The organism is Sphingomonas sp. AP28, from assembly GCF_056680455.1.
In genome coordinates this window covers 3,914,580-3,936,246 of sequence record NZ_CM155283.1, presented here as the reverse complement: position 1 = coordinate 3,936,246, position 21,667 = coordinate 3,914,580, and the positions used below count along the sequence as shown (strand labels likewise).

The 21,667-nt window shown below is 61.8% G+C and carries 29 protein-coding genes and 1 pseudogene; 21 read left to right on the top strand and 9 right to left on the bottom strand.

All coding sequences use genetic code 11. From position 1 onward, the window contains the following. Positions 1 to 33 precede the first annotated feature (33 nt). From AC1MH0_RS18235 to AC1MH0_RS18205, 7 genes are all read left to right on the top strand, one after another. Positions 34 to 318 (top strand): CsbD family protein, encoded by a 285-nt coding sequence (locus AC1MH0_RS18235; RefSeq protein WP_480963929.1) that lies wholly within the window; start codon positions 34 to 36, stop codon positions 316 to 318. A 113-nt stretch (positions 319 to 431) separates the two neighbouring features. Continuing rightward, positions 432 to 1,295: an aquaporin Z gene (gene aqpZ / locus AC1MH0_RS18230; RefSeq protein ID WP_480963928.1), complete on the top strand. Its 864-nt coding sequence runs from the start codon at positions 432 to 434 to the stop codon at positions 1,293 to 1,295. 304 nt (positions 1,296 to 1,599) lie between these two features. Next, positions 1,600 to 2,799 carry a LuxR C-terminal-related transcriptional regulator gene (locus AC1MH0_RS18225; RefSeq protein WP_480963927.1) on the top strand — a complete coding sequence of 400 codons (1,200 nt, stop codon included), beginning with the start codon at positions 1,600 to 1,602 and terminating at the stop codon, positions 2,797 to 2,799. A 95-nt stretch (positions 2,800 to 2,894) separates the two neighbouring features. Continuing rightward, complete coding sequence (locus tag AC1MH0_RS18220; protein WP_480963926.1) at positions 2,895 to 3,083, top strand: hypothetical protein; 189 nt, start codon at positions 2,895 to 2,897, stop codon at positions 3,081 to 3,083. Positions 3,084 to 3,099: 16 nt separating this feature from the next. Next, on the top strand, positions 3,100 to 3,243 hold the full coding sequence (locus AC1MH0_RS18215) for an entericidin A/B family lipoprotein (RefSeq protein WP_480963925.1): 144 nt from the start codon (positions 3,100 to 3,102) through the stop codon (positions 3,241 to 3,243). 331 nt (positions 3,244 to 3,574) lie between these two features. After that, positions 3,575 to 3,781: a hypothetical protein gene (locus AC1MH0_RS18210; RefSeq protein WP_480963924.1), complete on the top strand. Its 207-nt coding sequence runs from the start codon at positions 3,575 to 3,577 to the stop codon at positions 3,779 to 3,781. Further along, entirely contained in the window at positions 3,774 to 4,760 is a 987-nt protein-coding gene (locus tag AC1MH0_RS18205; RefSeq protein WP_480963923.1) for a sensor domain-containing diguanylate cyclase, read from the top strand. The genes AC1MH0_RS18210 and AC1MH0_RS18205 overlap by 8 nt, the downstream gene beginning before the upstream one ends. A gap of 39 nt (positions 4,761 to 4,799) precedes the next feature. Here the strand turns inward: AC1MH0_RS18205 and AC1MH0_RS18200 are convergent, their stop codons facing one another. Further along, positions 4,800 to 6,548: a recombinase family protein gene (locus AC1MH0_RS18200; RefSeq protein ID WP_480963922.1), complete on the bottom strand. Its 1,749-nt coding sequence runs from the start codon at positions 6,546 to 6,548 to the stop codon at positions 4,800 to 4,802. Positions 6,549 to 6,584: 36 nt separating this feature from the next. Further along, positions 6,585 to 7,124, bottom strand: a complete 540-nt coding sequence (locus tag AC1MH0_RS18195) for a hypothetical protein (RefSeq protein WP_480963921.1) — start codon at positions 7,122 to 7,124, stop codon at positions 6,585 to 6,587. 84 nt (positions 7,125 to 7,208) lie between these two features. On the opposite strand from AC1MH0_RS18195, the gene AC1MH0_RS18190 reads away from it, so the two are divergent. After that, complete coding sequence (locus tag AC1MH0_RS18190; RefSeq protein ID WP_480963920.1) at positions 7,209 to 7,463, top strand: hypothetical protein; 255 nt, start codon at positions 7,209 to 7,211, stop codon at positions 7,461 to 7,463. Between the two features lie 27 nt (positions 7,464 to 7,490). Here the strand turns inward: AC1MH0_RS18190 and AC1MH0_RS18185 are convergent, their stop codons facing one another. The 4 genes from AC1MH0_RS18185 to AC1MH0_RS18170 all read right to left on the bottom strand — a co-directional run bounded on the left by AC1MH0_RS18185 (position 7,491) and on the right by AC1MH0_RS18170 (position 9,461). Then, positions 7,491 to 7,892 carry a hypothetical protein gene (locus AC1MH0_RS18185; RefSeq protein WP_480963919.1) on the bottom strand — a complete coding sequence of 134 codons (402 nt, stop codon included), beginning with the start codon at positions 7,890 to 7,892 and terminating at the stop codon, positions 7,491 to 7,493. Beyond that, positions 7,892 to 8,299 carry a hypothetical protein gene (locus AC1MH0_RS18180; RefSeq protein WP_480963918.1) on the bottom strand — a complete coding sequence of 136 codons (408 nt, stop codon included), beginning with the start codon at positions 8,297 to 8,299 and terminating at the stop codon, positions 7,892 to 7,894. Before AC1MH0_RS18180 ends, AC1MH0_RS18185 begins: the two co-directional genes overlap by 1 nt. After that, positions 8,299 to 8,670 carry a hypothetical protein gene (locus AC1MH0_RS18175; RefSeq protein ID WP_480963917.1) on the bottom strand — a complete coding sequence of 124 codons (372 nt, stop codon included), beginning with the start codon at positions 8,668 to 8,670 and terminating at the stop codon, positions 8,299 to 8,301. Before AC1MH0_RS18175 ends, AC1MH0_RS18180 begins: the two co-directional genes overlap by 1 nt. A 104-nt stretch (positions 8,671 to 8,774) precedes the next feature. Then, complete coding sequence (locus AC1MH0_RS18170) at positions 8,775 to 9,461, bottom strand: S24 family peptidase (RefSeq protein ID WP_480963916.1); 687 nt, start codon at positions 9,459 to 9,461, stop codon at positions 8,775 to 8,777. 98 nt (positions 9,462 to 9,559) lie between these two features. Between AC1MH0_RS18170 and AC1MH0_RS18165 the strand changes: the two genes are divergently transcribed. Then, positions 9,560 to 9,775 (top strand): hypothetical protein, encoded by a 216-nt coding sequence (locus AC1MH0_RS18165; protein WP_480963915.1) that lies wholly within the window; start codon positions 9,560 to 9,562, stop codon positions 9,773 to 9,775. Positions 9,776 to 9,846: 71 nt separating this feature from the next. Here AC1MH0_RS18165 and AC1MH0_RS18160 read toward each other — a convergent pair whose 3' ends face one another. Next, positions 9,847 to 10,116, bottom strand: coding sequence for a hypothetical protein (locus AC1MH0_RS18160; protein WP_480963914.1), 270 nt, complete (start codon positions 10,114 to 10,116; stop codon positions 9,847 to 9,849). 86 nt (positions 10,117 to 10,202) lie between these two features. Between AC1MH0_RS18160 and AC1MH0_RS18155 the strand changes: the two genes are divergently transcribed. The 8 genes and pseudogenes from AC1MH0_RS18155 (at position 10,203) to AC1MH0_RS18120 (ending at position 16,306) form a co-directional block, all read left to right on the top strand. Further along, complete coding sequence (locus AC1MH0_RS18155) at positions 10,203 to 10,397, top strand: hypothetical protein (RefSeq protein ID WP_480963913.1); 195 nt, start codon at positions 10,203 to 10,205, stop codon at positions 10,395 to 10,397. Further along, complete coding sequence (locus AC1MH0_RS18150; RefSeq protein WP_480963912.1) at positions 10,390 to 10,815, top strand: hypothetical protein; 426 nt, start codon at positions 10,390 to 10,392, stop codon at positions 10,813 to 10,815. The genes AC1MH0_RS18155 and AC1MH0_RS18150 overlap by 8 nt, the downstream gene beginning before the upstream one ends. Beyond that, the gene (locus tag AC1MH0_RS18145; RefSeq protein WP_480963911.1) at positions 10,815 to 11,111 is read left to right on the top strand and encodes a hypothetical protein; all 297 of its coding nucleotides are present in this window, start codon (positions 10,815 to 10,817) and stop codon (positions 11,109 to 11,111) included. The genes AC1MH0_RS18150 and AC1MH0_RS18145 overlap by 1 nt, the downstream gene beginning before the upstream one ends. Continuing rightward, complete coding sequence (locus AC1MH0_RS18140) at positions 11,108 to 11,680, top strand: hypothetical protein (protein WP_480963910.1); 573 nt, start codon at positions 11,108 to 11,110, stop codon at positions 11,678 to 11,680. The genes AC1MH0_RS18145 and AC1MH0_RS18140 overlap by 4 nt, the downstream gene beginning before the upstream one ends. A 257-nt stretch (positions 11,681 to 11,937) precedes the next feature. Beyond that, a pseudogene (locus AC1MH0_RS18135) lies at positions 11,938 to 12,174 on the top strand (DUF2312 domain-containing protein); the annotation flags it as partial. Beyond that, the gene (gene ssb / locus AC1MH0_RS18130; RefSeq protein ID WP_480963909.1) at positions 12,171 to 12,644 is read left to right on the top strand and encodes a single-stranded DNA-binding protein; all 474 of its coding nucleotides are present in this window, start codon (positions 12,171 to 12,173) and stop codon (positions 12,642 to 12,644) included. The pseudogene AC1MH0_RS18135 and the gene ssb, both read left to right, overlap by 4 nt. A gap of 88 nt (positions 12,645 to 12,732) precedes the next feature. After that, positions 12,733 to 15,537, top strand: coding sequence for a phage/plasmid primase, P4 family (locus tag AC1MH0_RS18125; protein ID WP_480963908.1), 2,805 nt, complete (start codon positions 12,733 to 12,735; stop codon positions 15,535 to 15,537). Positions 15,538 to 15,853: 316 nt separating this feature from the next. Further along, complete coding sequence (locus AC1MH0_RS18120; RefSeq protein ID WP_480963907.1) at positions 15,854 to 16,306, top strand: hypothetical protein; 453 nt, start codon at positions 15,854 to 15,856, stop codon at positions 16,304 to 16,306. A gap of 220 nt (positions 16,307 to 16,526) precedes the next feature. Here the strand turns inward: AC1MH0_RS18120 and AC1MH0_RS18115 are convergent, their stop codons facing one another. Both AC1MH0_RS18115 and AC1MH0_RS18110 read right to left on the bottom strand, forming a co-directional pair. Next, complete coding sequence (locus AC1MH0_RS18115) at positions 16,527 to 16,787, bottom strand: hypothetical protein (protein ID WP_480963906.1); 261 nt, start codon at positions 16,785 to 16,787, stop codon at positions 16,527 to 16,529. Between the two features lie 32 nt (positions 16,788 to 16,819). Next, on the bottom strand, positions 16,820 to 17,380 hold the full coding sequence (locus AC1MH0_RS18110; protein ID WP_480963905.1) for a hypothetical protein: 561 nt from the start codon (positions 17,378 to 17,380) through the stop codon (positions 16,820 to 16,822). A gap of 145 nt (positions 17,381 to 17,525) precedes the next feature. Between AC1MH0_RS18110 and AC1MH0_RS18105 the strand changes: the two genes are divergently transcribed. The 4 genes from AC1MH0_RS18105 to AC1MH0_RS18090 are packed head-to-tail and all read left to right on the top strand — an operon-like array spanning position 17,526 to position 21,659. Next, positions 17,526 to 18,002, top strand: coding sequence for a hypothetical protein (locus tag AC1MH0_RS18105; RefSeq protein WP_480963904.1), 477 nt, complete (start codon positions 17,526 to 17,528; stop codon positions 18,000 to 18,002). Then, positions 17,999 to 19,729, top strand: a complete 1,731-nt coding sequence (locus AC1MH0_RS18100) for a terminase large subunit (protein WP_480963903.1) — start codon at positions 17,999 to 18,001, stop codon at positions 19,727 to 19,729. The genes AC1MH0_RS18105 and AC1MH0_RS18100 overlap by 4 nt, the downstream gene beginning before the upstream one ends. Further along, positions 19,729 to 21,021, top strand: a complete 1,293-nt coding sequence (locus tag AC1MH0_RS18095) for a phage portal protein (protein WP_480963902.1) — start codon at positions 19,729 to 19,731, stop codon at positions 21,019 to 21,021. Before AC1MH0_RS18100 ends, AC1MH0_RS18095 begins: the two co-directional genes overlap by 1 nt. Beyond that, entirely contained in the window at positions 21,021 to 21,659 is a 639-nt protein-coding gene (locus AC1MH0_RS18090; RefSeq protein WP_480963901.1) for an HK97 family phage prohead protease, read from the top strand. Before AC1MH0_RS18095 ends, AC1MH0_RS18090 begins: the two co-directional genes overlap by 1 nt. The last annotated feature ends 8 nt before the right edge of the window (positions 21,660 to 21,667 follow it).

Here is a 21,667-nt window from a genome sequence, read left to right as displayed (position 1 = left end):
TCTTCGTCTAGCCATGAAAACAAAGGAATGCTAATGAACATCGATACCCTTGCCGGCACGGCAAACAACGCCAACGGCAAGCTCAAGAAAACGCTTGGCGGCGCGCTCGGCGACAAGTCGGTGCAAGGCGAAGGCGCGGCGGATCAGCTTGGTGGTACCATCCAGAAGACGGTCGGACAGGCCAAGGACGTCGTCGAGGACAATATCCGTCCGCTGATCGACTATGTCCGCCAATTCGCGAAGGAACGCCCGTTAACCGCCGCGGCTGTGGCTGGCGTGCTCGGTATCGCGGTCTTCAACACCCTGCGCGGCAAGTAATCCGCCAGGGAGACCGCCTCGAATAGCGGGTGGGGGCAGTGATCGCCGTGCCCCGCCCGCGATCCCCAAGACCGACAGGCGCTCGTCGATGCGCCCGATGAAGGCGTAAAGACATGGTCGATAGTCCCTACCTAAAGCGCGTTCCAAAGATCGGCACGTCCGCCGATCTGCCCGCTCGCCCTCGCAGCATCGCTACGGCCCGGCGGTTGGCAGCGGAAGTTATCGGGACGTTCTGGCTGGTCCTGGGCGGTTGTGGTGCTGCCGTACTCGCAGCAGGCACGGGCGTTCCCGGCACGATCGGCATGGCTGGCGTGGCCTTGGCATTCGGCCTTACAGTATTCACGATGGCGTTTGCCGTCGGTTTCATCTCGGGTGGCCACTTCAATCCGGCCGTTAGTGTGGGCTTGACGGTGGCCGGGCGGTTTCCCGCCCGCGACTTGCCGGGCTACGTCATTGCCCAAGTCATCGGTGGCATATTGGGCAGCGCGGCGCTTGCTGCTCTGGCGACGGGTACCGCAGGGTTCGATCTGGTCGGCAGCGGGTTCGCCGCGAATGGCTATGGCGTGCATTCTCCGGGCGGATACAGCGCGGCAACCGCGTTCCTCGCCGAAGCACTACTGACCGCCGGGTTCCTGACCGTCATTCTCGGCGCCACCGATGAACGCTCTCCTGCGGCATTTGCGCCGCTGTCCATCGGTTTGGCACTGACCTTGATCCACCTCATCTCGATCCCGATCGACAATACGTCGGTGAACCCGGCGCGCAGCACCGGTCCTGCACTGTTCGTCGGTGGGTGGGCGCTATCGCAGCTGTGGCTGTTCTGGATTGCGCCGCTGAGCGGTGCCGCCGTTGCTGGGCTTCTTGGTCGCTGGCTGTTTGCGCATACCGATGAAGACCAATCGCCTGGACCGATCGGAGACACCCCGGTCGAGATGATGGTGGCGGATGATCGTGGTGCCGTGTCGCGTGAAGTATGAATGGATAGATGAGTTTATGGAGCTAATTGTATATCTATCGTGATACAGTGCGCACTTTACTATTAAACTTATAGTCTATTTTGATCTATCCAAATAGCACGAACCTACTGTTTGAACCGATCTGTGGTTAATAGAACCAATTTTAGGTGATATTTAGTCAATACCGTTTCTGCTATCTGTAGTACAGATAGCGAACTTCTAAACAGGTTCGAAAGTATCAAAATGGGGCATTGTTCGAGTGACAGATTATTCACATCATCTATCGAGCAATTTACGCGTATCTTCGTGACGGCGAGGGGCGACCATGACGAACGACTGCTTGGATATCTTCACACGAACTGATCACTCCCTGGCGGAGACGGTGTGGCATGCGCCCGACAATGCAACACGCCTTGAATGCTCCCTCGAGTCGAACCCGGCTCCCGCCATCGTCTGTAGTTTGCGCGATCTGCGTTACGTCATGGTCAATCGCAGCTTCCTCGCACTGACGGACAGCACGGATGACGATTGGCTGAGGCGTTCGATGTACGAGCGGGATATTTTCAACGGCTCAGCGGACCGTGCACTGGCAAGGCACGCGCTCATCGCGGCGCAAACGATTCCGCAACTCCAGACGGACCTGATGCTGTCCGACGGGACATGCCGGCGCGTGATCGTTGCAGGTCAGCCGGTGACCGTCGCCGGCCAACCCTGCATGCTGTTTACCCTGACGGACATCGAGGCATGGCAGGAAACCGAACGCCGCCATGATCAGCTTCTAACAGGCATCGAAACCGCGTTTGCGAGCTCGTCGGCGTGCATGATGATCATCGACAAGGCCGACCGCATGGTCAAGGTCGCGAACGAGAGTCTCTGCTCCCTGATCGGCTATCCACCCGACGAGCTAGCCGGTCGATCAGCCGACGACATCGATATCTGGCCCTCGGGACTGGCGTCGGGCGTGGTCCGTGCCAAGTGCGGACATTTCCTCGAATGCAACGTCTCCGAAGCCACCATCCTGATATCCGATCGAAGCTACTCTCTATGGACGTTTCAGGACGTCACCGACCGTCGGATAGACGAGCGAAATCTAGCCGCCGCGATCGAAGCGACTATCTCGGAGTCGAGGTGGCTCAGTCACGCCATATTGGACAATCTGGCGCTTCGGGCCGAACCGGCGTGCGACATCGTCCCCTCAGGCCTGAACGAGCTGACCGCGCGCGAACGCGATGTCCTTGCGTTGATTTGCCAGGGGATGGACGACAAGACGATGGCGCGCACGCTGAACGTAAGCGGCAACACGGTCCGAAACCACGTCGCGCGCGTCTACAGCAAGATCGGCGTCAATCGCAGGGTTGCGGCGGCTGCCTGGGCCCGTGCCCGCGGGTTCGACACGGGAGGCGATCGGAGGACGCTGCTCCCCCCACGGTCGACACGATATAGCGCCCGACGCAACCACATGGACGCATGTACCGGGCCAGCCGGGACAGGCCAGCCTCTCGACAGGACCGGAGTACCCTGTTGAAAATACTAAAGCATTGATACAACGCGATCTATTGCAGTCGCTTCGCTCACGCTAGATCGTCGGAGCTGACAAAACCAAGTAGAGAATGGCCGCGCATGAGTAATGATACCGATGACTCTGCTGGCAAAGCCAAGGTCTCGGTCGCGGAGGCTATTCTCAAGATTTCGGGAGCTGCGGTGCCCGAAGCCGGTACCGACGTTGCCGCCACCACCGCTGGTACCGTGAAATCTCAACCAACAATCAGCCGCGCTCGCCGCGCTGGTACGATCCACCTCAAACACTGAACGAGGAAGACCAAGTATGAAGAATGCATTTGCACTGGCACTGGTTGCTACGGGGTTGGCGCTGGCCGGCTGTCACACGGTCAACGGCGTTGGCAAAGACGTGAAGTCCGCTGGAACGGCGGTATCGAAGGCATCGGGCGAAAACGGCTCGAAGAAATAAAAATCTTAGCCGTTTGCTAAAGTAAGCGGATACCTCACGGCCCATTCAGCCCTAGCGACAACGGCTCGCGGTATCGAATAGTCGGAGATCTTGGGATGCCCTGCCAATCTTCTGATTCGGCAGGGCATTTTCTTTCGGAAGCGATAAACCGTCACGAGCGGCGTGAGGCCCTGGTAAGCGGACGACTCGACGGAATAGCGAGCGGACGTCACCGCTTCGTGGTGTTGCCCAACCAGCGCGTTTGAGCTCTGTTAACCGTTCCGCTGTAAAGACTCGGCACCGCGAGGAAAGGCCGAAAGTGCGCATCGATCAACTCCAGCCTACCCCCAGCGTGGCCGAACCACTCGAGATACCCGCCGAACTGTTGGCTAGCGTACACCGCCACCAAGCCCATCTCGCCGAACTGATCGCCAGCTTGCGCGCGGCCGGGCTTGGCGAGGATCTTGTCGATGCGAGCATACGCACGCTGGTAGACAGCTATGCCGACGACCTGACCGTTGCGATCCGTGCGATGATGAAGGCACCCGCTCATGGATGACGCCCTGTTGCTCGACGACGACGGCAGGGTCGCGGCCTTGCGTCGTCTCGACGTGCTCGACACCGCGGTCGAAGAGCCGTTCGAGAAGATCGTCACGCTCGTCCGCACGGTCCTGGCGGTGCCCATGGCAACCGTGACGCTCGTCGACCGTGATCGTCAGTGGTTCAAGGCGCGACGCGGCGTGGACCAGAGCGAAACGCCTCGCGCCGTATCCTTCTGCACGCATACGATCCAGCAGCGTGACCCGTTGGTCATCGAAAACGTCCTGGACGACCCGAGATTCACCGACAGCCCACTTGTCGTGGGCCCTCCGTATGTGCGCAGCTATGCGGGCGTTCCCCTACGTACGCCCGACGGGTATAACATCGGAGCGCTGTGCGCGATGGATACCAGGGCAAGACGGTTCAGCCCCGCGGACATCGCGATCCTCAGCAATTTCGCGAACATCGTTTGTGACGAGCTCGAATTGCGGCTGATCGCACAAGTCGATCATCTTACAGGGGCGCTGACCCGGCGTGGCTTCGTCGACCAGGCGCAACGCGAAATGGAACGCACGCTTCGGTACGGGCGGGCGAGCTCGCTGGTCATGATCGACGTCGACCATTTCAAGCGAGTGAACGATACCCACGGACACGCGATCGGTGATCACGTGCTGAGGCAGTTCGCCAGCATCGCCGAAACGACGTTACGCCCGTGCGATCTGTTCGGTCGCCTGGGCGGGGAGGAATTCGCGCTCCTGATGCCCGAAACTACAGGAGCAGCAGCCCTCGTCGTGGCCGAGCGACTCCGAAAGAACATAGCCGAGCATCCGATGGCGATCCCCGGCGGCGGGGCGATACACGTAACGGCGAGCTTTGGTGTCGCTGAACTATCTGCGTCCTTCGCCACGTTCACCGCGTGGCTCGAACGGGCCGACACGATGCTGTACGCAGCAAAGTCGGGCGGCAGAAACCGTGCGCAACTCGCCGAGTCTATGTAACTCATCCGGCGTGATCGCTCTCACGCACAAATATCTTGCTTACGAAACGCCCCCGGCCGCACTGCTCGCTACAGCCTGCCTCACCTCTCCGATCAACCATAGTCTCGCGATAGCGGGAAGAATTGGAGCGGGTGAAGGGAACGCGCCGCAAGCAGTCATCCGTTCCGACGCTGGCATTGCGCCGGCCAGTGCCAGCATCGACGCGAGGCGCCCCTGTACCTCGATCTCGACGCCACGCTTGGTTGGGTGCGGCGTGATGACAATGTGGTCGATCAGCTCGCGTAACGCGGGGATAGCGGCATCGCGTGCCAAGGGGTCGACCAGAGCTTGATCTAAATGCTCGACCTGCCGGCGGTAGTCGGCTGCGATCGCCGGATGCAGCGCGACCACCGGTAGCGCCTCGATCTCCAGAAGCTCGGCGGCGGCGCGGTCCCGATCAGCGCGGGCCTGCGCCAAAGCGTCCTTCACTTCCGCGAATTCAGCGCCGCCACCCGAGATCGCAGCTACCAGCCTTTCGATTTTAGCATTCGCCTCCGCGACTTTGCGATCCAACTTGCCGCTGGATCGGCGAGCGTCGATGGATCGCCGTGCATGCTCGCTGTGATATTCGCGAACGAACATGGCAACGAGTTCGGGATCGAGCATGCGTTCGCGCAGCCCGGATAGGACGCGATCCTCGAATGTCGCAGTGATAATTTGGCGATTGTTCGTGCAGCTGCCGTCTGCCTTGTGCTTGGTGCATCCCCACCGGTCGGTGCCAATGACGATCCAGCCTTGGCCGCAGACCCCGCACGTTGCCAAGCCAGACAGCATGCGGCGCGGGCGTACGCAGCGTGCCGGCTTCAGCCCTTCGAACGTCTCGCGGCGCCCCTGCACCTCGTCCCAGAGCGCATGCGGCACGATGCGCAGATGCGGTACTTCTTCGGTCTGCCATTCCGATGGCGGGTTAGGTCGGATGCGGACGTTTCGGGTCACTGGCTCGACGACCTTGCTAGTCCGGTTGTGGACCAGGCGACCAACATAGAGTTCGTTGCGGAGTATACCGTTGCCACGTGTCGCGTCGCCGTTGATCGTAGACGCTCGCCAGTGCGAGCCGCGCGGGCCTGCGATGCCTTCGGCGTTCAGCGCGGCTGCGATCGTGCGAGCCGACCGCCCGGTTGCAAACTCTTCGAAGATTCTGCGCACGATGTCGGCCTGATCGGCGTCAACCTCCCGCAGACCACGGACCGGACGTCCTGCGGCGTCGATCCGATTGGCCGTCCTGTAACCGAAGGCCAGCCCGGCAGGGGACCTGCCCGATGCAACCGTTCCGCGCTGGCCCCGTTTGATCTTGGCGCCCAGTTCCTTGCGAAACTGCGCATCCATAAGCCCCTTGAAGGTGCCGGCAATCTCCGTCACCTCGCCGTCAGACAGCGTGAACAGACGTGTGCCAGCAAAGGACAGCCGGTCGCGGATCGCGAAGCTGTCGCCCTGATGCCGTGCGATGCGATCGGTCGATTCAGCCAAGACTTGATCGACACCGCCGCGCTCCACGCGGGCCATCATGGCGTGAAGGCCGGGGCGCTGCATCTCGCCGATGCCCGCAGCACCGCTGATCGCGTAATCGGTGAAGATCTCGACGATCGACCAGCCCTCGCGCTCAGCGCGCTCGCGACATACCGCGATCTGGTCGTCGATCGAGCGGCTATTCTGTAGCTGGCTTGAAAATCGCGCGTAGATGACCGTCCGCACTGTCATGTTCCTTCTTTCGGCTGGCCGCATAGTCCCGAGCGGCGGCGGCGCGCGCAAGCGCCTTCACGATTGCGATCAATGCGGGATCGTGCTTCATGCCGCCACCCTCTGCTGCTCGACATAGCCCATGTTGCGTAGCTGCTGGTTGACCATCGTGATGAAGCGCCGGCCCTCGTAGCGCGGGCGCTGCTGCCACCAGAGCATGGCCTCCAGCGCGGCTGCGTAGCTCTCCCAGTGCAGGTACGGCACGATCCGCTGCGATCGGGTGTCGTGCGCGTCGTGGATGGCCCATAGCTCGCTCAGCGACAGCGCTGCGACGGCGCGTCCGTATTCGGCGACTATAGCGGCCTGCATGTGATCGCGACGCCTCACGGCACCAGCCAGCGCGGCTGTGAGGCTGTCGATCTTCTCGGCGTTCGTTGCGCCATCGACAGGCGGCAGTTCCATGCGGGCGAAGTGCTTCCAGTCGACGGCGATCGCGGTTGAGATCCGCAGCCGTGTCGTCGCATCATCGGCCGACAGCTTGCCAGCTTCGACCAACGCCGGATCGCCTTCCGCCCGGTTCTTTCGGACGTCATCGGCGACCAGCGCCATCTCGGCATAGGCGTAGATGAAGCGGGGACGCTCGGTCATGCCCGCTTTCCATCTCGATGTAGATCAATTTGCAAAAAGCGTTTCGCTGGTAGAACGAGCACACGTTTAGGGGGAAGGATAGCGATGGACGTTCCGTGGAATGAACAGGCAACCATGGTGCGGATGGCCGGCAAGTCACACACTGGTGCTGCCGAGGACGTCGAGGTCCTGTTCGAGGGGCCGCTCCGGGATATGGCCAAACGCGCGAAAGCGATGACGCATTCGGAAAGGCGGCGTTTGCGCATCTCACTGCCGGATAGACGGGTGCGACCGCATAGTTTCCAAGACGGGGCTATCGATGCACTGATCGAGGCACTGCCGCTGGCGGAGGCAAGGTGACGGAAGGCCGTCATGCTGCCTTCTCCATCAGCGGGCCTCCCGATCGAACTTGCTGACGGCAAAGCCGAGCCAGAACGGCCCGACCATGATCGCCACGCCGCTAGTGTCGCCGGTGATCAGCTCGACGCCGATCGCGAAGAACGTTGGCGCGAACCCGAGGACTACGCCGCCTGCATGGTTCTGGGTGGCACGGAAGAACGTGCGCACCGACCATTTGACCTGGGCGTCCATGCTTACGACGACACGCCGCGGCGATTTGCCACCGGCATTGCGCGCGGCTTCACGGACGATCGCCGCCAGCCATACCTGGCCGTCCTCGTGCATCTCGTCCCATTCGCAGGCGGCGTAGTTATGGATGACCGGAGGGCTGTCGACGATATGCTGCGCGGTTTGCATATCCGCGGCGGTCGGGGGAACGAATGGCGACATCAGCCCTGCCCTCCCGCACGTGCAAGCGACAGGATCGGGCGGATCTCTTCCTGCTCGGTGAAATCGAGCATCCAGCCACGCTCGTACCCGTGTTCACGCGCCCACGCGCCGAACACGGCGTTGAGGCGGCGAGACAGATCAGCGCAATGGTCCTCGCGCCAGTAGATAGGTCCGGCCTCACCGTCTTCGCCGTAGTTTTCCTCGTTCGCGTCATCGAACGCGAGCGTGACCGAGGTGACAGCGGGGTCGAAGATGTCCAGCTTGTTGGTGGAAGCGATGCCCAGACCAATCCAGAATGCCTCGCCCTTCGCCCAGAACCGGCCCTTCTCGATCGCTTCCGCTCGCGTTTCGCTACCGCCGAACCAATACTCGGCATCGATCTCGGATGCGAAATACCAGCGCGCCATCAGAGCGCGCCTTTGAGCCAAGCGGCGATCAGGCCGGCGAGGACAACTATGACGATCGCGAGCGGCGTTACAATGAAGAGGAGGCTAAACCTGCGATCCTCGGCGATCTGATCTGGGTGTGGGAGCGGCAAATCCGCGCGCATCGTGACTTCGTCATTACGCCACCGCTGAACCCGGTTCGACATGTCAGACGATGCCGGGCGCTCCGCCATCAGGGCGGTGCCGAAGTCGCCGAACTCGCGCGCGCCGATGTGAGCGCGCAGGGTGCGTGGCGTGCCAGCGAACGCTGGGGCCGGATGATCGAGGGGGATTAGGAAGACGTCGAACGAGCATGCTGGTTCGTTCGGACGGGGCTTGGTGACGGCGCGCATTCGCAACTCCCATCGGGCGGGTTGCCCTGATGGACGCAACTAGTAGGACGCGTCCTACAGTGTCAATGCAAAAGTAGGACCTGTCCTATTGAAGGCACTAATGCCTATGTTCGCCTTCCAATGAAAATTACTCGGGCGACGATGTTGACCAGATCGGCCGGTTCCTCATCCGGCGGTACGTTGGGATTGTCAGAAAGAATAACAATCCGGTCACCCTTAACTCGTAACCGTTTGATTTGCCCAATATCTCCAACCGTGAACGCCCATAGCGCATCCTGCACAGATACACGGCGTTGCGATCTGTCTAGAAGGACGATGTCGCCGTCGTGTATTGTGGGCTCCATGCTGTCACCACTGCCTCTAGCCCAAGTTAACATTGCGGGTGGTGAGTGAGTGATTGCCTTCAGCCAGATTTTAGGGAAACGGATCAAATCGACCTGAACCGGACTATCGGTGAAAGTCGCCCCCATGCCATACGATAGGTCGATCTGCTGCACTTCCACCAGATCGTCGTCGACTGACGTTTGGTGTGATGATGGAATATCGGGTAATCTAGGCCCGTGAACCAGAGTGACGAGCGTCTCAGGTACAAGTCCAAGAACGATCTCAACTGCGCGCAGCGTTCTTGGTTCGGGCTTCTTGCTCTTGCCCCGCTCGATGTCCCACAGCGGCTTGCCGGACGTCTTCAAGCGCTCCCGTAAAATCTTATCTAAATGATCGCGGGCTTTGCCACTCTGATCGACCGCTGCTTTCACCGCAGCTTGCAAGGGTGTTTGTTCGAGTTCGGACATGTAGGAACCTTCCCACATTTCCCGGCTCGCTAGAACGCTAGGACGCATCCTACTTTACCCGCTTGACGGTAGGACACGTCCTACGTAAGCCATGGTTCATGGATACGCCACTTCCTCCACTGCCCGAAGCAATCGAAGCGTTCTTGGCGCTGAACAATATGGCTCCGGTGACGTTCGGCAGACTCGCAGCCAAAGACCCGCATTTTGTCCGAGACATTCGCGGCGGTCGGCGTGCGTGGCCGGAAACGGACGCAAAAATCCGCGCCTTCATGGCAGGATATGACCCCTTCGATGCCGAGCAGGTGTCCGCATGATTTACCATCACGCGGACACGGTATCGGAGGTGACGCAAGTTTCCGTTGCCCCCCATGATTGGGTCGGAGTCTCAGGCCTCGGAAGACCCGCCGACACCGGACATATGCTTTCGCTCATCCCGGAGCTGCATGCCTCGGACGATCGCAGCCTCGTAGTCACCGGCTGCGGCATCGATGCCAGCGGAATAGTCCGGGAAGATGCGCTTAGCTTCCCGCGTCGCGTCGGCCATGAGCTTCCGGATGTTGTCGGGATCGGCTCGATCCCACTGGATAAGGCGAATGAGGTTGGTGGCCTCGTAGGCGTAACTGAATGCAAAGCGACCTGCGGCAATCTCGTCCAAGTCGATACTCCTTCGTCGGTGTGTGGAAACACGACGATAGCCGGACGGGGAGAGGTCGCAAACCTCTCCCCCGATGGGCGCTGTTTGTGAGCGCCCGGTTCACCATAGAACAGGTCGCTGAAATTGAGCGCCTCGCCGATGAGCGCGCAGCCCGCCTGATCAGCATCGCCTTGCGCGGTGCGCACGAGCGGATTGCCGAAGCAATCGGCGGTTCGGTCGTGCTGCTGCCTGTTGTCCATGCCCATCGCATTACGGAAGAAGGATCACGCCATCATGGCTGACGTTCGCCATCTCGCGCAGGATGTCGCCGAGCGGCAGATGAACATGTTCGTTATGTTCGTCGGCCAGACGCGCGCGGTAAACTACCCGGCGCTAGCTGAAGCTACCAAGATCCCGCTGTCAACGCTGCGCACCTACGCAGCGGGCGCAGCCATGCCGATTCACGCGCTGCTCGCGCTTTCGCAGCATCTGCCTGCGGCGGCGATCGACATGCTGACCGAGCCGGCCGGCAAACGCCTGATCGATACGGAACGAAGCGAGACCAACTGGGATGCTCTGGCCGCGAAAACTTGCGGTCTGACATTCGAGATCTGCGACGCGCGCAGCGATGGGCAGATCGATCATGTCGAAGAGGCGCGGCTTCGCGCCACGGCGCGCGCGCTCGCGGCCGAACTCACCAGCGCAGCGGAGGGAAAGTGATGACGACGAAGCGGCTTTTGCGCCTGGGTGTGCGCGTACCGAACGAAGGTGCCCGCCGCCTGGCGCAATGGATCATGCAGGAGCCGGTCGGTACGCTCGACAAGCTGCTGCGCAAAGTGGGCATTGGCCAGATCACGATGGATCGAATGATGGCGGGAGAGATCACACCCGCTGCCGACATCGGCCACCAGATCTTCGCGTTCACCCGTTGCGCCGTGACGATCAACGACTGGGATCGGTCTCCGTACGGCGGTTGGTTCGAGATCGGCAGCGAGCCCATGCGGAGGGCCGCGTGATCTCTGTGGCGACTTTGCAGCTGCTCGCCGAACATGACGAAGCGCCCGGCATCGTCGCTAGTCCGGCACGGATCGATGCGTGGATGGAAGTCGCCAAGAAAGGCGACGTGTTCCTCTACGCCACTCGAGCCTGCCTGCCGGTAAATTCTGCCGGGGCAAAGCACATGCGAGCGCTTGCTAGTCGCGGCCTCGTCGTGCTGACCCGCCCGCGATCGATGCTCGATCCCACCGTATTCAACTATCGGGCGCACCGAACCGGCGAGCCGACCGCTTTGACGCGTCTTGCCCGGCCGGTGCTGGTCGCGCCGTCCGCAAAACTCGTCGACGACGAGGCGGCGACTGTTGACGCATTGTTTCCGGTTTTAGAGCGGTTTGCGCAGCACGGTCGGCCCTGTCCCACCGACAAGCAGCTAGCTGCTAAGGCCCTGCTGACCGAGACTGCCGTGAAGCATGGAATCGAGGCGATGGTAGCGGCGCACCTGATCAAGGTTTTGGGCTGTGCAGCGCCGACATATCGCCGCATCCTCATCGTCGGTACCGGTGCAATTACTGGTCTGGCACGCGCATGAAGCAGAAGCTCGATACGCAGGTCGCCGCGGCTGTCGGTGCCATGCTCGTCGACCGCTACGAGATCACCCTGGAGGACGTCGCCGAGCATCTGCCGGGACATATTCGCGCTGCCGGTCCGTCGCTCAAGTCAATGACGAAGGCGCTCGCCGGTGCCGGCTGGATTGCTGACCGGAGGGATGGTGGCAGTGTCGTTTACGTCCCGCCCCACCCCGAAGGCGAGGAAGGCCTCGACCCCCGCCACAACGGCTTCGAGGGTGGCGCAGTCGCCGCTGACGAGGTCCGCCTTCTAATCGAGCGGGCTGAGCGCCTGATCGAAGAGAAGAAGGGCATCGCGGACAACATCAAGGACGTCATGGCGGAGGCAAAGGGCCGTGGATACGACCCTAGCGCCCTCCAGGACATCATCAAATTGCGGGCGAAGAAGCCCGAGGAACAGCACGAGCGGCAGGCGATCCTTGAGGTCTACCTCCGCGCATTGGGAATGATGTCATGAGCAGCGTGAACAAGATTATCCTCGTCGGCCACCTCGGCAAGGATCCGGAGGCGCGCAGCTTCCAGAACGGTGGCGAGATCGTGAACATGAGCCTCGCGACGTCCGAGCGCTGGAAGGACCGCGTGTCGGGCGAGCAGAAGGAACGGACCGAGTGGCACAACATCGTCGTCATGAACGACGGGCTTGTGAAGGTCGCCAAGCAGTACCTGCGCAAGGGCGCGAAGGTTTACATCGAGGGCGCCCTGCGGACCCGTAAGTGGCAAGACAACGCCGGTAACGATCGCTGGTCGACCGAGATCGTACTGGGCGCGTTCAACTCAACGCTCGTGCTGCTCGATCGCCGCGAGGCCGACCCCGGCCGCACCGACTATTCCAGCTATGGCGACACTCGTGGCGGTGCTGCCGGCTCCAGCGCTGGCGGTTCGCGCGGCGGCTCGATCGACGATCTGGACGACGACGTGCCGTTCTAACGGTCGAGACGTCGCGCCGCTGGCAGACCGGTATCGGTCGTCTGCCGCCAATTTGCCGGGGGCATGATCTGTGAGCGTTTCCACTTCGTTGCCGTCTCACCTTGAGGCGGCGCTGTCTTTCGCGCGTCGTGGCTGGCCCGTGTTCCCGTGCTCGGTCACGAACAAGCGCCCTCTCGTGCCGCAGGACCGTGACGCGGCAGGCAAGCCGATCAAGGGATCGGGCGGCGTTTCGAGGGCGACGTGTGACGAGGATCAGATCCTTGCCTGGTGGCGCAAGTGGCCCAAGGCCATGATCGGCGTGTCGGTCGGCAAGGCGAATCTGATCGTGGTCGATTTCGACCCGCGCATAGATCGATCCACCGGCGAAGAATGGACGCTGGAGCAGCTGAAGGCCGATCTCGAAGAACAGATCGGCTGCGCGCTGCCAACCAGCCTTGCCGTGCGCACACCCTCAGGCGGCGTGCACGTCTATTTCCAGATGCCCGAGGGCGACCCGATCGGGAACCGCGGTAACCTGCCCGATCATATCGATGTCCGCGGCCTAGGCGGCTACACCATCGTACCGCCAAGCCATTGCGAGGGCGATGCCAAGAATGCCACCGGTACGTATCGCTGGCTGCGCGGCGACGCAAACGCCAAGATCGTCGCGATGCCAGCCGAGCTGGTCGCGGTGTTGCGGTCATCGACGGGCAAGCGCAAGGCCGACCCGGCTGATGCCACCGCGTCCGCATACGTCCCGCGCGATGTCTTCCCGGTCGACGTCGACGCGCGCCACAAGCGGTACGCGCAGATCGCGCTTCAGGAAGAGATGGACGAACTCGCGGCTACTCCGGTCGGCGGTGGCCGATGGGGCGGACGCAACGCCGGGATCTATCACTCGGCTATGAAGATGGGCGGTCTCGTCATGGCGGGCGCGATCGCCGAGGGCTTCGTGCGGGCCGGCCTCGAATCGGTCGTACGCGCCATGCCGCAGAACGACGACTTGGCTGGCGCACTGAAGGCGATCGACAACGGCTTCGCCAATGCAAAGCCCCGTGATCTCGGCGCCGTAGGCGCGCAGACGGCGCGCGGTCGCGATAGCGGCCGGTCCGCATCCTCTTCGTTGTACGCGCCCGAGGTTCCGCCGCTCGATGCCTATGCCGAGGACGTCGGGCGGTTCGAACCCGCACCCGGCGAAGATGAATTTTCCGAGCCCTTCCAAAACGGAACCATCAGCCCCGCGGCACAGGCTGGGGGGTCAGGGGGGCGCATTGCGCCGGCCAAGGACGAAGCGCTGGATCGCCAATGCGCGGTGTTGGCGACCACGGACCTCGGCAATGCGGAACGATTCAGGGCGCGGCATGCGTGGCGTTTCCGCTTCTGCAACGAACTCGGGTGGTTCGTATGGGACAACCGGCGTTGGGAGTTGCTGTCCGAGGAAAAGGACAAGATCCCCGGCAAGGTCAGTCTCGCCGTCTTCGACACCGTACGGTCGATCCGGCACGAGGCCGACCTCGTCATGGCCAGTGGCCTGAAGGAAGAGCTTCCCGAGCACGCAACGGACGAGCAGCGCGCCGCCACGCTGGACTTCATCGTCCGGTGGAAGGGCAGCGGCGATAACAAGGTGCCGATCTACTACAGCGACATGCTGCGCGACCATGCGAAGTCAAGCGAGGGATCGCAGCGGCTGGGATGCATCGCCGGACTGGTGAAGTCGTTCATCGACGTCTCGATCCGCGCCGACGCCATGGACGCGGACCGGATGGCCGTGAACCTGCTCAACGGTACGCTGCGACTGACGCAGGAGGGCAAGCGGTGGACGATGGTCGAGGGTGTCCTCAAGCCGATCACAATGGGCACGCGATGGGGGATGCGGCTGGATAAGCACCGTCCCGAAGACCTGATCAGCAAGATCGCCAACGTCGTGTTCGATCCGAAGGCGACCAGCCCGGAATACGACAAGTTCCTCGCAGTCGTGCAACCAGACGAGAAGATGCGGCGCTTCCTCCACCAGTGGGGCGGCCTGAGCGTGACCGGGGACATCAGCGAACAGAAGCTGGCGTTCTTTCACGGCAAGGGCCGCAACGGCAAGTCGACGCTCGTGGACGCCTGGAGCTACATTGCCGGGGACTATGGTGGATCGGTCGGGATCGAGACGTTCCTCGACCAGGGCCGTGGTCGCAAGGGCGGTGAGGCAACGCCGGATCTTGCCCGCCTGCCCGGTATCCGGTTCCTGCGCACGTCTGAGCCCGAGAAGGGCGCGAAGCTGGCGGAGGCGCTGATCAAGCTGATCACGGGCGGCGAGCTCATCGACGCGCGCCATCTGAACAAGGGCTTCTTCTCGTTCCTGCCATCGTTCAAGGTGACCATCTCGGGCAACCACAAGCCCAAGATCACCGGCCATGACGACGGGATATGGCGGCGCGTCATGCTGGTGCCGTGGGACGTGCAGATCGCCAAGGAGGCAGTCGACAAGGCGCTGCCGGAGAAGCTGAAGAAGGAATCGTCCGGCATCTTCAACCGGCTGATGGAGGGCCTTCTCGACTGGCGTGAGCACGGTCTCGTCGAGCCCGACAGCGTGATCGCGGCGACGGCCAAATACCGCGAACAGAGCGATCAGCTAGGCCGGTTCCTCGACGAGTGCACCAAGGCGGTCGCTGGAGCGCGCTCAAAGTCGTCGGCGCTGTTCGACCTGTTCAAGGCGTGGTCCAAGGCCAGCGGCTCGGCGGAGTGGCAGACACAGGGCTTCTCGAAGGCGATGGAGGATCGCGGGTTCGAGAAGAAGCCGTCGAACGGCATCCAGTGGCTCGACATTGAGATGACGAAGTCGGTTGCCGACTATGTCGACGCCGATGCTGGCCGCTCTGGATACGGCGGTGATCCCGGACCCTACTTCGATGATGAGCCGCTTTAAGCTGAATTTGGAAGGGGTTTGCCTTCCGGCTGGAACTACGATTGGAAGGACAAAAATGGCGGTTTTCTGCGGGCTTGGAAGGGGTGGAAGAGCTTTGCTTGGTCTCCCCGTCATGTGCGCGTGTGCGCGCACATGCGCACACGAAAGACCCTAAGTTATCATTCCACCCCTTCCAATCTCTTCGATCGAACAGATTGAACCAAACAGAAACGGCGGAAATCCGCCAATCATGCGAACCAGAAGGACCGATATAATGGAAGGACCACCCGCCGACGTATCCCCTCCGATGGAAGGACAGCCCCTTCCACGCGCGTTCATGTCATTCGACGACGTGCAGGATCGTCTCGTGGAGGCCATGCTCACGTGCTGGCGCTACCCGGACCGCGAGCGTGGATGGCAGACGCTGCGGTGCGCGTGGCCTGAGATTAGTCGAGACGTGTCGGCTGGTGACTATGACGCGCGCGGTGGCGACGGGACCAGTGCCGACGTCGCCCTACGTCCGGCATCGCAGACCCGTGAGGATATTGCCGAGATGGAAGAGGCTTTCGGCTGGCTTGATGCGATTGCGCCTGATGATCGCAAGCTAATCGGGCTGGCCATCCACGAACTGGCGCGTGGCAGGCGCGAGATCCCGTGGCGGCGGCTGATGCCGAAGCTGGGCGTGCGCATGGGGGTGACGGGCGTGCAGATGCGTTACTCCCGAACTATCACCGCCATCTGCAACGCTGTGAACCGCACAAATCCTAGTCCGCACGTGTCAAGAGGGTGAAAATCAATGGCCGCAACATTCTCTTGTGGTCCTATCGCGCCAAATCCATCTATTTATTGACACGCTGGGTTGGGCCTTCGGGTTCGCAGCATCCCTCCCCTGATGACCCCTTCGACGGGCGGCGCGGCTTCGGTCACGCCGCCCGTCGCCGTTTAGGCATATGCGCATGGGCCGACTGAAGAGCCTGCCCCCTCGCCTATCCGCGCCTGCATCCCGGCTGTCATACCTGCCGGGCGATCGTCAGGCGTTCGATCGGGACCGTGACCAGCAGGGCTGGCGCAAGTGGTACAAGACGGCACGGTGGCAGAAGCTGCGCATGTCCGTGCTCATTCGAGATCTGTTCACGTGCCAGATGAAGGGATGTGGTCGGATCGAAGGCGATACATCGCAGCTGGTTGCCGATCACCGGCTTCCGCATCGCGGCGACGAACGGTTGTTTTGGGACGAGGGAAACCTCCAGTGCTTGTGCAAACCATGTCACGATGGACCTAAAGCTCGTGCTGAGGCTGGCAGTTAGCCTTTCGACTCCGCTTCATCGAAAGCGGCTTCGAAACGTGCTAGAGCTTCATGCATGCGCTCTCTGTCTACTGATGGACTGGTTCGCCAAGTTACTTTGAAACTTGATTTGCATTTATCGCAAGCAAACGTCTGATCCGTTCCACGATCAGCCGCTGTCTTATTTCCAGACACGTTGCCCTTAAATTGCATGAAGGACTTAATACCTTGTTGGAAGCAGCTTATGCAAAGCCAATGCGGAGGCTCGCCTTGCTCCATGCCAACCTTCGGCACGTAAGCCATAGCACCTCTTCCAATATCGTGAAGTTTGTAGCGCTCCTTCTCTGCGCTCCAGTCTTTCATTTGCACGATTTGCTGTTCAAGCTCTCGTATGCGGCCGGTGCTCGCAGACTGCGCCTCTTGTGCAGCAAACAAGCTTTGTTGGGCATCGAGCATATGACCCTGCAGCGTGAGCTTGACGTCATTGATAGCAGCGCCTGTCTGCATACCGTTCATGGCTTGGATCAAGTCCTTCGCCGCCTTCAGGCTGCCAAGGCCCGCGCTGATCTCTGCAATCATTCGTAAGCTCCCCCTCGAATCACTGGACGAACGGTAGCCGAAGCAAGGCCGCTGCCCAAGTCGATGCCAAAGGGGGGGGGCGAAACCTCGGGAGGGCGTCGGCGCCTAGACCGCTACCGTTCTCACGCGGAGATTTTATTTCGTCATGGCTGAAATTTCGGGGCTCGATCTCTTCGGTGACCCCGTCCAGCCGGACCGGGAGACCCGTGGGAGGCCCGAGCATTCGTGGTCGCTCGCGAACTCAAACAAGGTTCTGATCGCGTTCGCGCGCGGTATGACGGTGAAGGAAGCGGCAGTGGCGATCGGGGTCTCGGTCCCGACGCTGCGCAAACATTATTTTGCCGAGGTCGCGAAGCGACAGGCAGCGCGGGTCCGGATGGAGATCGCGCAGCTGGCCCGCCTCAACGACGCCGCGGCAGACGGCAACGTCGCTGCCGAGAAGGAACTGTTCAAGCGGATGGACAAGGCGGCGCTCGCCGACCTGGCCGAACGCGTGGCAGATCGAGGCTCGCGGACGCCAACGCCGCAACCCAAGCTTGGCAAGAAGGCGTCGGCGAAGGCTGCGGCCGATCTGGTCACGGGCAAGTTTGCCCCGCCGCCTCAGCCGAAGCTGCTTAATTGACGCCGGTCTGGTCGACAGCCTGCCGAGACTGGGAAGATCGGATCGTCCAGCGTCGTTCGCTGATACCTTTCGATCCACTGTTTCCTGACGAGGCTGCTGCCGCCCTGGCGGTGTTCAAGTCGCTGCATATCGTCGACCTACCGGGCAAGCCGACGTTCGGCGAAGCCTGCGACCAGTGGGTGTTCGACTTCGTGTCGGCCATCTTCGGCGCGTATGATCATCAATCCGCACGACGTCTGATCCGTAAGTTCCTCCTGCTGATCAGTAAGAAGAACTCGAAATCGACAATCGCCGCTGGGATCATGGTGACGGCACTGATCCGCAACTGGCGATTCAATGCCGAATTGCTGATCCTGGCGCCGACGATCGAGGTTGCTGGCAACAGCTTCGACCCCGCTGCCGGCATGGTTCGCCACGATCCGGAATTGAACGCGCTGCTGCATGTCGTTGACCACCAGCGGCTCATCAAGCACCGGACCACGGAAGCCGAACTGAAGATCATCGCCGCTGACAAGGATGTCGTCAGCGGCACCAAGGCAGCGTTCGTGCTGATCGACGAGCTTTGGATCTTCGGCAAACGCGCCAACGCGAAGGCGATGCTGCGTGAGGCAACCGGCGGTCTCTCGTCGGCACGGGAAGGCTTCGTCATCTACTTGACGACGCACAGCGACGAAGAGCCACGGGGCGTCTTCAAAGACGAGCTCGACCATTTTCGCGGCGTCCGCGACGGCACGATCAACGATCCTGCCAGTCTGGGCGTCCTCTACGAATACCCGCCAGCGATGCTGGATGCGGATGAATACCTCAAGCCCTCGAACTTCTACGTCACCAACCCGAACATCGGGCGATCGGTGCACGAGGATTGGATCGAGAACGAACTTGCGCAGGAACAGCGCGGCGCGGGTGAAGGGTTGCAGATCTTCCTTGCGAAGCATCTCAACGTGGAGATCGGCACCCGGCTCAGCCGGGATCGCTGGACCGGCGCCGAGTTCTGGGATGGCGCGGTCGACAAAACGCTGTCGGTCGCCGAACTGATACGCCGCTGCGAAGTCATCGTGGCAGGCGTGGACGGGGGCGGTCTCGACGATCTGCTCGGGCTCTGCCTGATCGGACGCGAGAAGGGCTCGAAGCGCTGGCTGGTGTGGTGCCATGCCTGGGCATGGTCGATCGTGTGGAAGCGCCGTCAGGACATCGTCACCAAGCTCAACGAGCTGGTCGGCGAAGGGTCGTTGACCAAGTGCCTGATGCCCGACGACGTCACGATCGACATCGATCGCGACGACGCCGACGAGGAACTGACCGAGGATATTCGCGGCGTCGTGGAGATCCTCGTGCAGGTTCGCGACGCCGGTCTCTTCCCGGATAAGGAAGCGATCGGTCTCGATCCGGTCGGTGTCACCGCGATCGTCGACGAGTTGGCGACCAAGGATTTCACCGACGAGCAGTTCTCGGCGATCGGACAGGGCTTCAAGCTGTCCAGCGCCGTGAAGGGCTCGGCACGCAAACTCGCAGCGCGGACGATGCGTCACGACGGCTCCGCCATGATGTCGTGGTGCGTCGGCAACGCGAAGATGGAGCCGCGCGGCACCAGCGCGGTCGCCATCGTCAAGGCGTCCGCCAGTGCGAAGATCGATCCGCTTGCCGCGATGTTCAACGCGGTGATGTTGATGACCAGAAACCCGGAGGCGAAGATGAACACGGATGACTGGATCGCAAGTTTCGCCTGATGAGTCGCAGCTTCAACATCACGTACGCTAATGGCGTCGCCGAGGCTGAGCGCGTCATGTCTGGCACGCGCGCCAAGGATATCGAGCCCTGGCGTGGTGGCGCAGCCTCGACCGAGAACGGCAACAACTTCGTAACCAACCAGGTGACGGTGGCTGACTGGTCGGACACGCGGTCGCGCGGGTCGCATGGCATGCTCGGTCTGTCCGCCGTCTGGGCATGCATCAACCTGCTGGCCGGCACGATCGCCAGCCTCCCGCTGATGATCTACCGAACCGATCGGAACGGCGTCCGCACTATCGCGCGCGACCATCCGCTCTATCTGCTGCTCCACGACTCGCCGAACTTTGATCAGACGGCCGTCGATTTCTGGGAGCTGCAGGTCGGCGCGATCGAACTGGCGGGCAACGGCTATGCGATGATCGATCGTCGTCAGGACGGTTCAATCATCGCCTTGCGCCCACTTCGCCCTGACCACGTCAAAGCGACGCGGACGAACGGCCGCCTCGAATATAGCTGGATCGAAGACGGCGACCGCGTGACGCGGCCAGCCAGCGCCATCCTTCATGTCCGCGGTCCGCTCGGCGATGCGTTGTCGGGTTGTTCGACGCTTTCTGTCTGTCGCGGCGCATTTGATGCAGCCGCATCGACCAACACCGCCGCTGCAGCCGTGTTCGCGAACGGTGCCCGCCCGTCGGGCATCCTGTCGACCGATCCTACCGTCGCGCTGAAGAAGGATCAGCGCGATGATCTCGAGGGTCTGCTGAACGAAAAGTTCGTCGGCGCTATGAAGGCAGGCCGGCCGATGCTGCTCGACCGCGGTATGAAGTGGCAGCAGCTGGACCTCAATCCCGAGGACGCGCAGATGCTGGAAAGCCGGCGCTTCTCGGTCGAAGAGATCTGTCGGATCTTCGGCGTGCCGCCTCACATGGTGGGGCACACCGAAAACAGCACGTCATGGGGCACTGGCCTCGAGCAGCAGACGCTCGGCTTCGTGAAGTTCTCTTTGCGGCGCCGACTGAAGCGGATCGAGCAGGCGCTCGAAAAGCAGCTGCTCACCGCGCGCGACCATGTCCAAGGCATCAGCATCGAGTTCAACCTCGAAGGCCTGCTGCGCGGCGACAGTGCCGGTCGCGCCAGTTTCTATCAGTCCGGCCTCAATAACGGCTGGATGACGATTAACGAGGTACGTCGGTTGGAAAACCTGCCGCCTGTCGAAGGCGGTGACGTGCCGCGAATGCAGTCCCAGAACGTGCCGATCACGGCAGCCGGTCAGCCGGCAAAGGAGGTATGATGAGGACGATCGACTTCCCGCTGGAAGTAAAGGACGTCGGCGAAGACGGCGTTATCGAAGGCCTCGCGGCCGCCTATGGCAACCTTGACCTGGGTGGTGACATCATCCTGCCCGGCGCTTTCACCAAGACGATCCGCGGGCGCAAAACCCTTCCGATGCTGCTCTATCATGACACGCGCCGTCCCGTCGGGGTCTGGACTGATTTCGAGGATAGCGCTCGTGGGCTCAAGCTGAAAGGTCGGATCACCACCGCCATCTCGGACGGTGCCGAAGCTCTCGCCATGGCGCGCGACGGCGTGCTCGCCGGTCTTTCGATCGGGTACCGCGCGGTGAAGGAGCGCTACACCGAAAGCGCGCGTGAGCTGATCGAGCTCACGCTGCTGGAAACGTCGCTTGTCGCCGTACCGATGAATGACAAAGCCGGCATTACGAAGGTCAAGCATATCGCAGGCGATGGGCAATTGCCCACGCTTCCGGATTTCGAAGAGTTCCTGCGCGAGGCAGGCTTTTCGCGAACGCAGGCCACTGCCGTCGCCGGCAAGGGCCTGTCGCATCTGCTCCGGGGTGAGCCCGGCGATGCATCCGGCGCCGACTTCCTGTCGGCTCTTCGGGCGGGCCTTTCCGCCCAGCTCACCTAACCACGGAG

Excerpts from the sequence above, each read along its gene's own strand:
- AC1MH0_RS18215 (WP_480963925.1), top strand. The coding sequence starts at position 3,100 with ATGAAGAATGCATTTGCACTGGCACTGGTTGCTACGGGGTTGGCGCTG.
- AC1MH0_RS18175 (WP_480963917.1), bottom strand. The coding sequence starts at position 8,670 with ATGCGCGCCGTCACCAAGCCCCGTCCGAACGAACCAGCATGCTCGTTC.
- AC1MH0_RS18225 (WP_480963927.1), top strand. The coding sequence starts at position 1,600 with ATGACGAACGACTGCTTGGATATCTTCACACGAACTGATCACTCCCTG.
- AC1MH0_RS18190 (WP_480963920.1), top strand. The coding sequence starts at position 7,209 with ATGGACGTTCCGTGGAATGAACAGGCAACCATGGTGCGGATGGCCGGC.
- AC1MH0_RS18235 (WP_480963929.1), top strand. The coding sequence starts at position 34 with ATGAACATCGATACCCTTGCCGGCACGGCAAACAACGCCAACGGCAAG.
- aqpZ (WP_480963928.1), top strand. The coding sequence starts at position 432 with ATGGTCGATAGTCCCTACCTAAAGCGCGTTCCAAAGATCGGCACGTCC.
- AC1MH0_RS18095 (WP_480963902.1), top strand. The coding sequence starts at position 19,729 with ATGAGTCGCAGCTTCAACATCACGTACGCTAATGGCGTCGCCGAGGCT.
- AC1MH0_RS18120 (WP_480963907.1), top strand. The coding sequence starts at position 15,854 with ATGTCATTCGACGACGTGCAGGATCGTCTCGTGGAGGCCATGCTCACG.
- AC1MH0_RS18165 (WP_480963915.1), top strand. The coding sequence starts at position 9,560 with ATGGATACGCCACTTCCTCCACTGCCCGAAGCAATCGAAGCGTTCTTG.
- AC1MH0_RS18185 (WP_480963919.1), bottom strand. The coding sequence starts at position 7,892 with ATGTCGCCATTCGTTCCCCCGACCGCCGCGGATATGCAAACCGCGCAG.
- AC1MH0_RS18205 (WP_480963923.1), top strand. The coding sequence starts at position 3,774 with ATGGATGACGCCCTGTTGCTCGACGACGACGGCAGGGTCGCGGCCTTG.
- AC1MH0_RS18110 (WP_480963905.1), bottom strand. The coding sequence starts at position 17,380 with ATGATTGCAGAGATCAGCGCGGGCCTTGGCAGCCTGAAGGCGGCGAAG.
- AC1MH0_RS18150 (WP_480963912.1), top strand. The coding sequence starts at position 10,390 with ATGGCTGACGTTCGCCATCTCGCGCAGGATGTCGCCGAGCGGCAGATG.
- AC1MH0_RS18170 (WP_480963916.1), bottom strand. The coding sequence starts at position 9,461 with ATGTCCGAACTCGAACAAACACCCTTGCAAGCTGCGGTGAAAGCAGCG.
- AC1MH0_RS18105 (WP_480963904.1), top strand. The coding sequence starts at position 17,526 with ATGGCTGAAATTTCGGGGCTCGATCTCTTCGGTGACCCCGTCCAGCCG.
- AC1MH0_RS18090 (WP_480963901.1), top strand. The coding sequence starts at position 21,021 with ATGAGGACGATCGACTTCCCGCTGGAAGTAAAGGACGTCGGCGAAGAC.
- ssb (WP_480963909.1), top strand. The coding sequence starts at position 12,171 with ATGAGCAGCGTGAACAAGATTATCCTCGTCGGCCACCTCGGCAAGGAT.
- AC1MH0_RS18180 (WP_480963918.1), bottom strand. The coding sequence starts at position 8,299 with ATGGCGCGCTGGTATTTCGCATCCGAGATCGATGCCGAGTATTGGTTC.
- AC1MH0_RS18220 (WP_480963926.1), top strand. The coding sequence starts at position 2,895 with ATGAGTAATGATACCGATGACTCTGCTGGCAAAGCCAAGGTCTCGGTC.
- AC1MH0_RS18195 (WP_480963921.1), bottom strand. The coding sequence starts at position 7,124 with ATGACCGAGCGTCCCCGCTTCATCTACGCCTATGCCGAGATGGCGCTG.
- AC1MH0_RS18145 (WP_480963911.1), top strand. The coding sequence starts at position 10,815 with ATGACGACGAAGCGGCTTTTGCGCCTGGGTGTGCGCGTACCGAACGAA.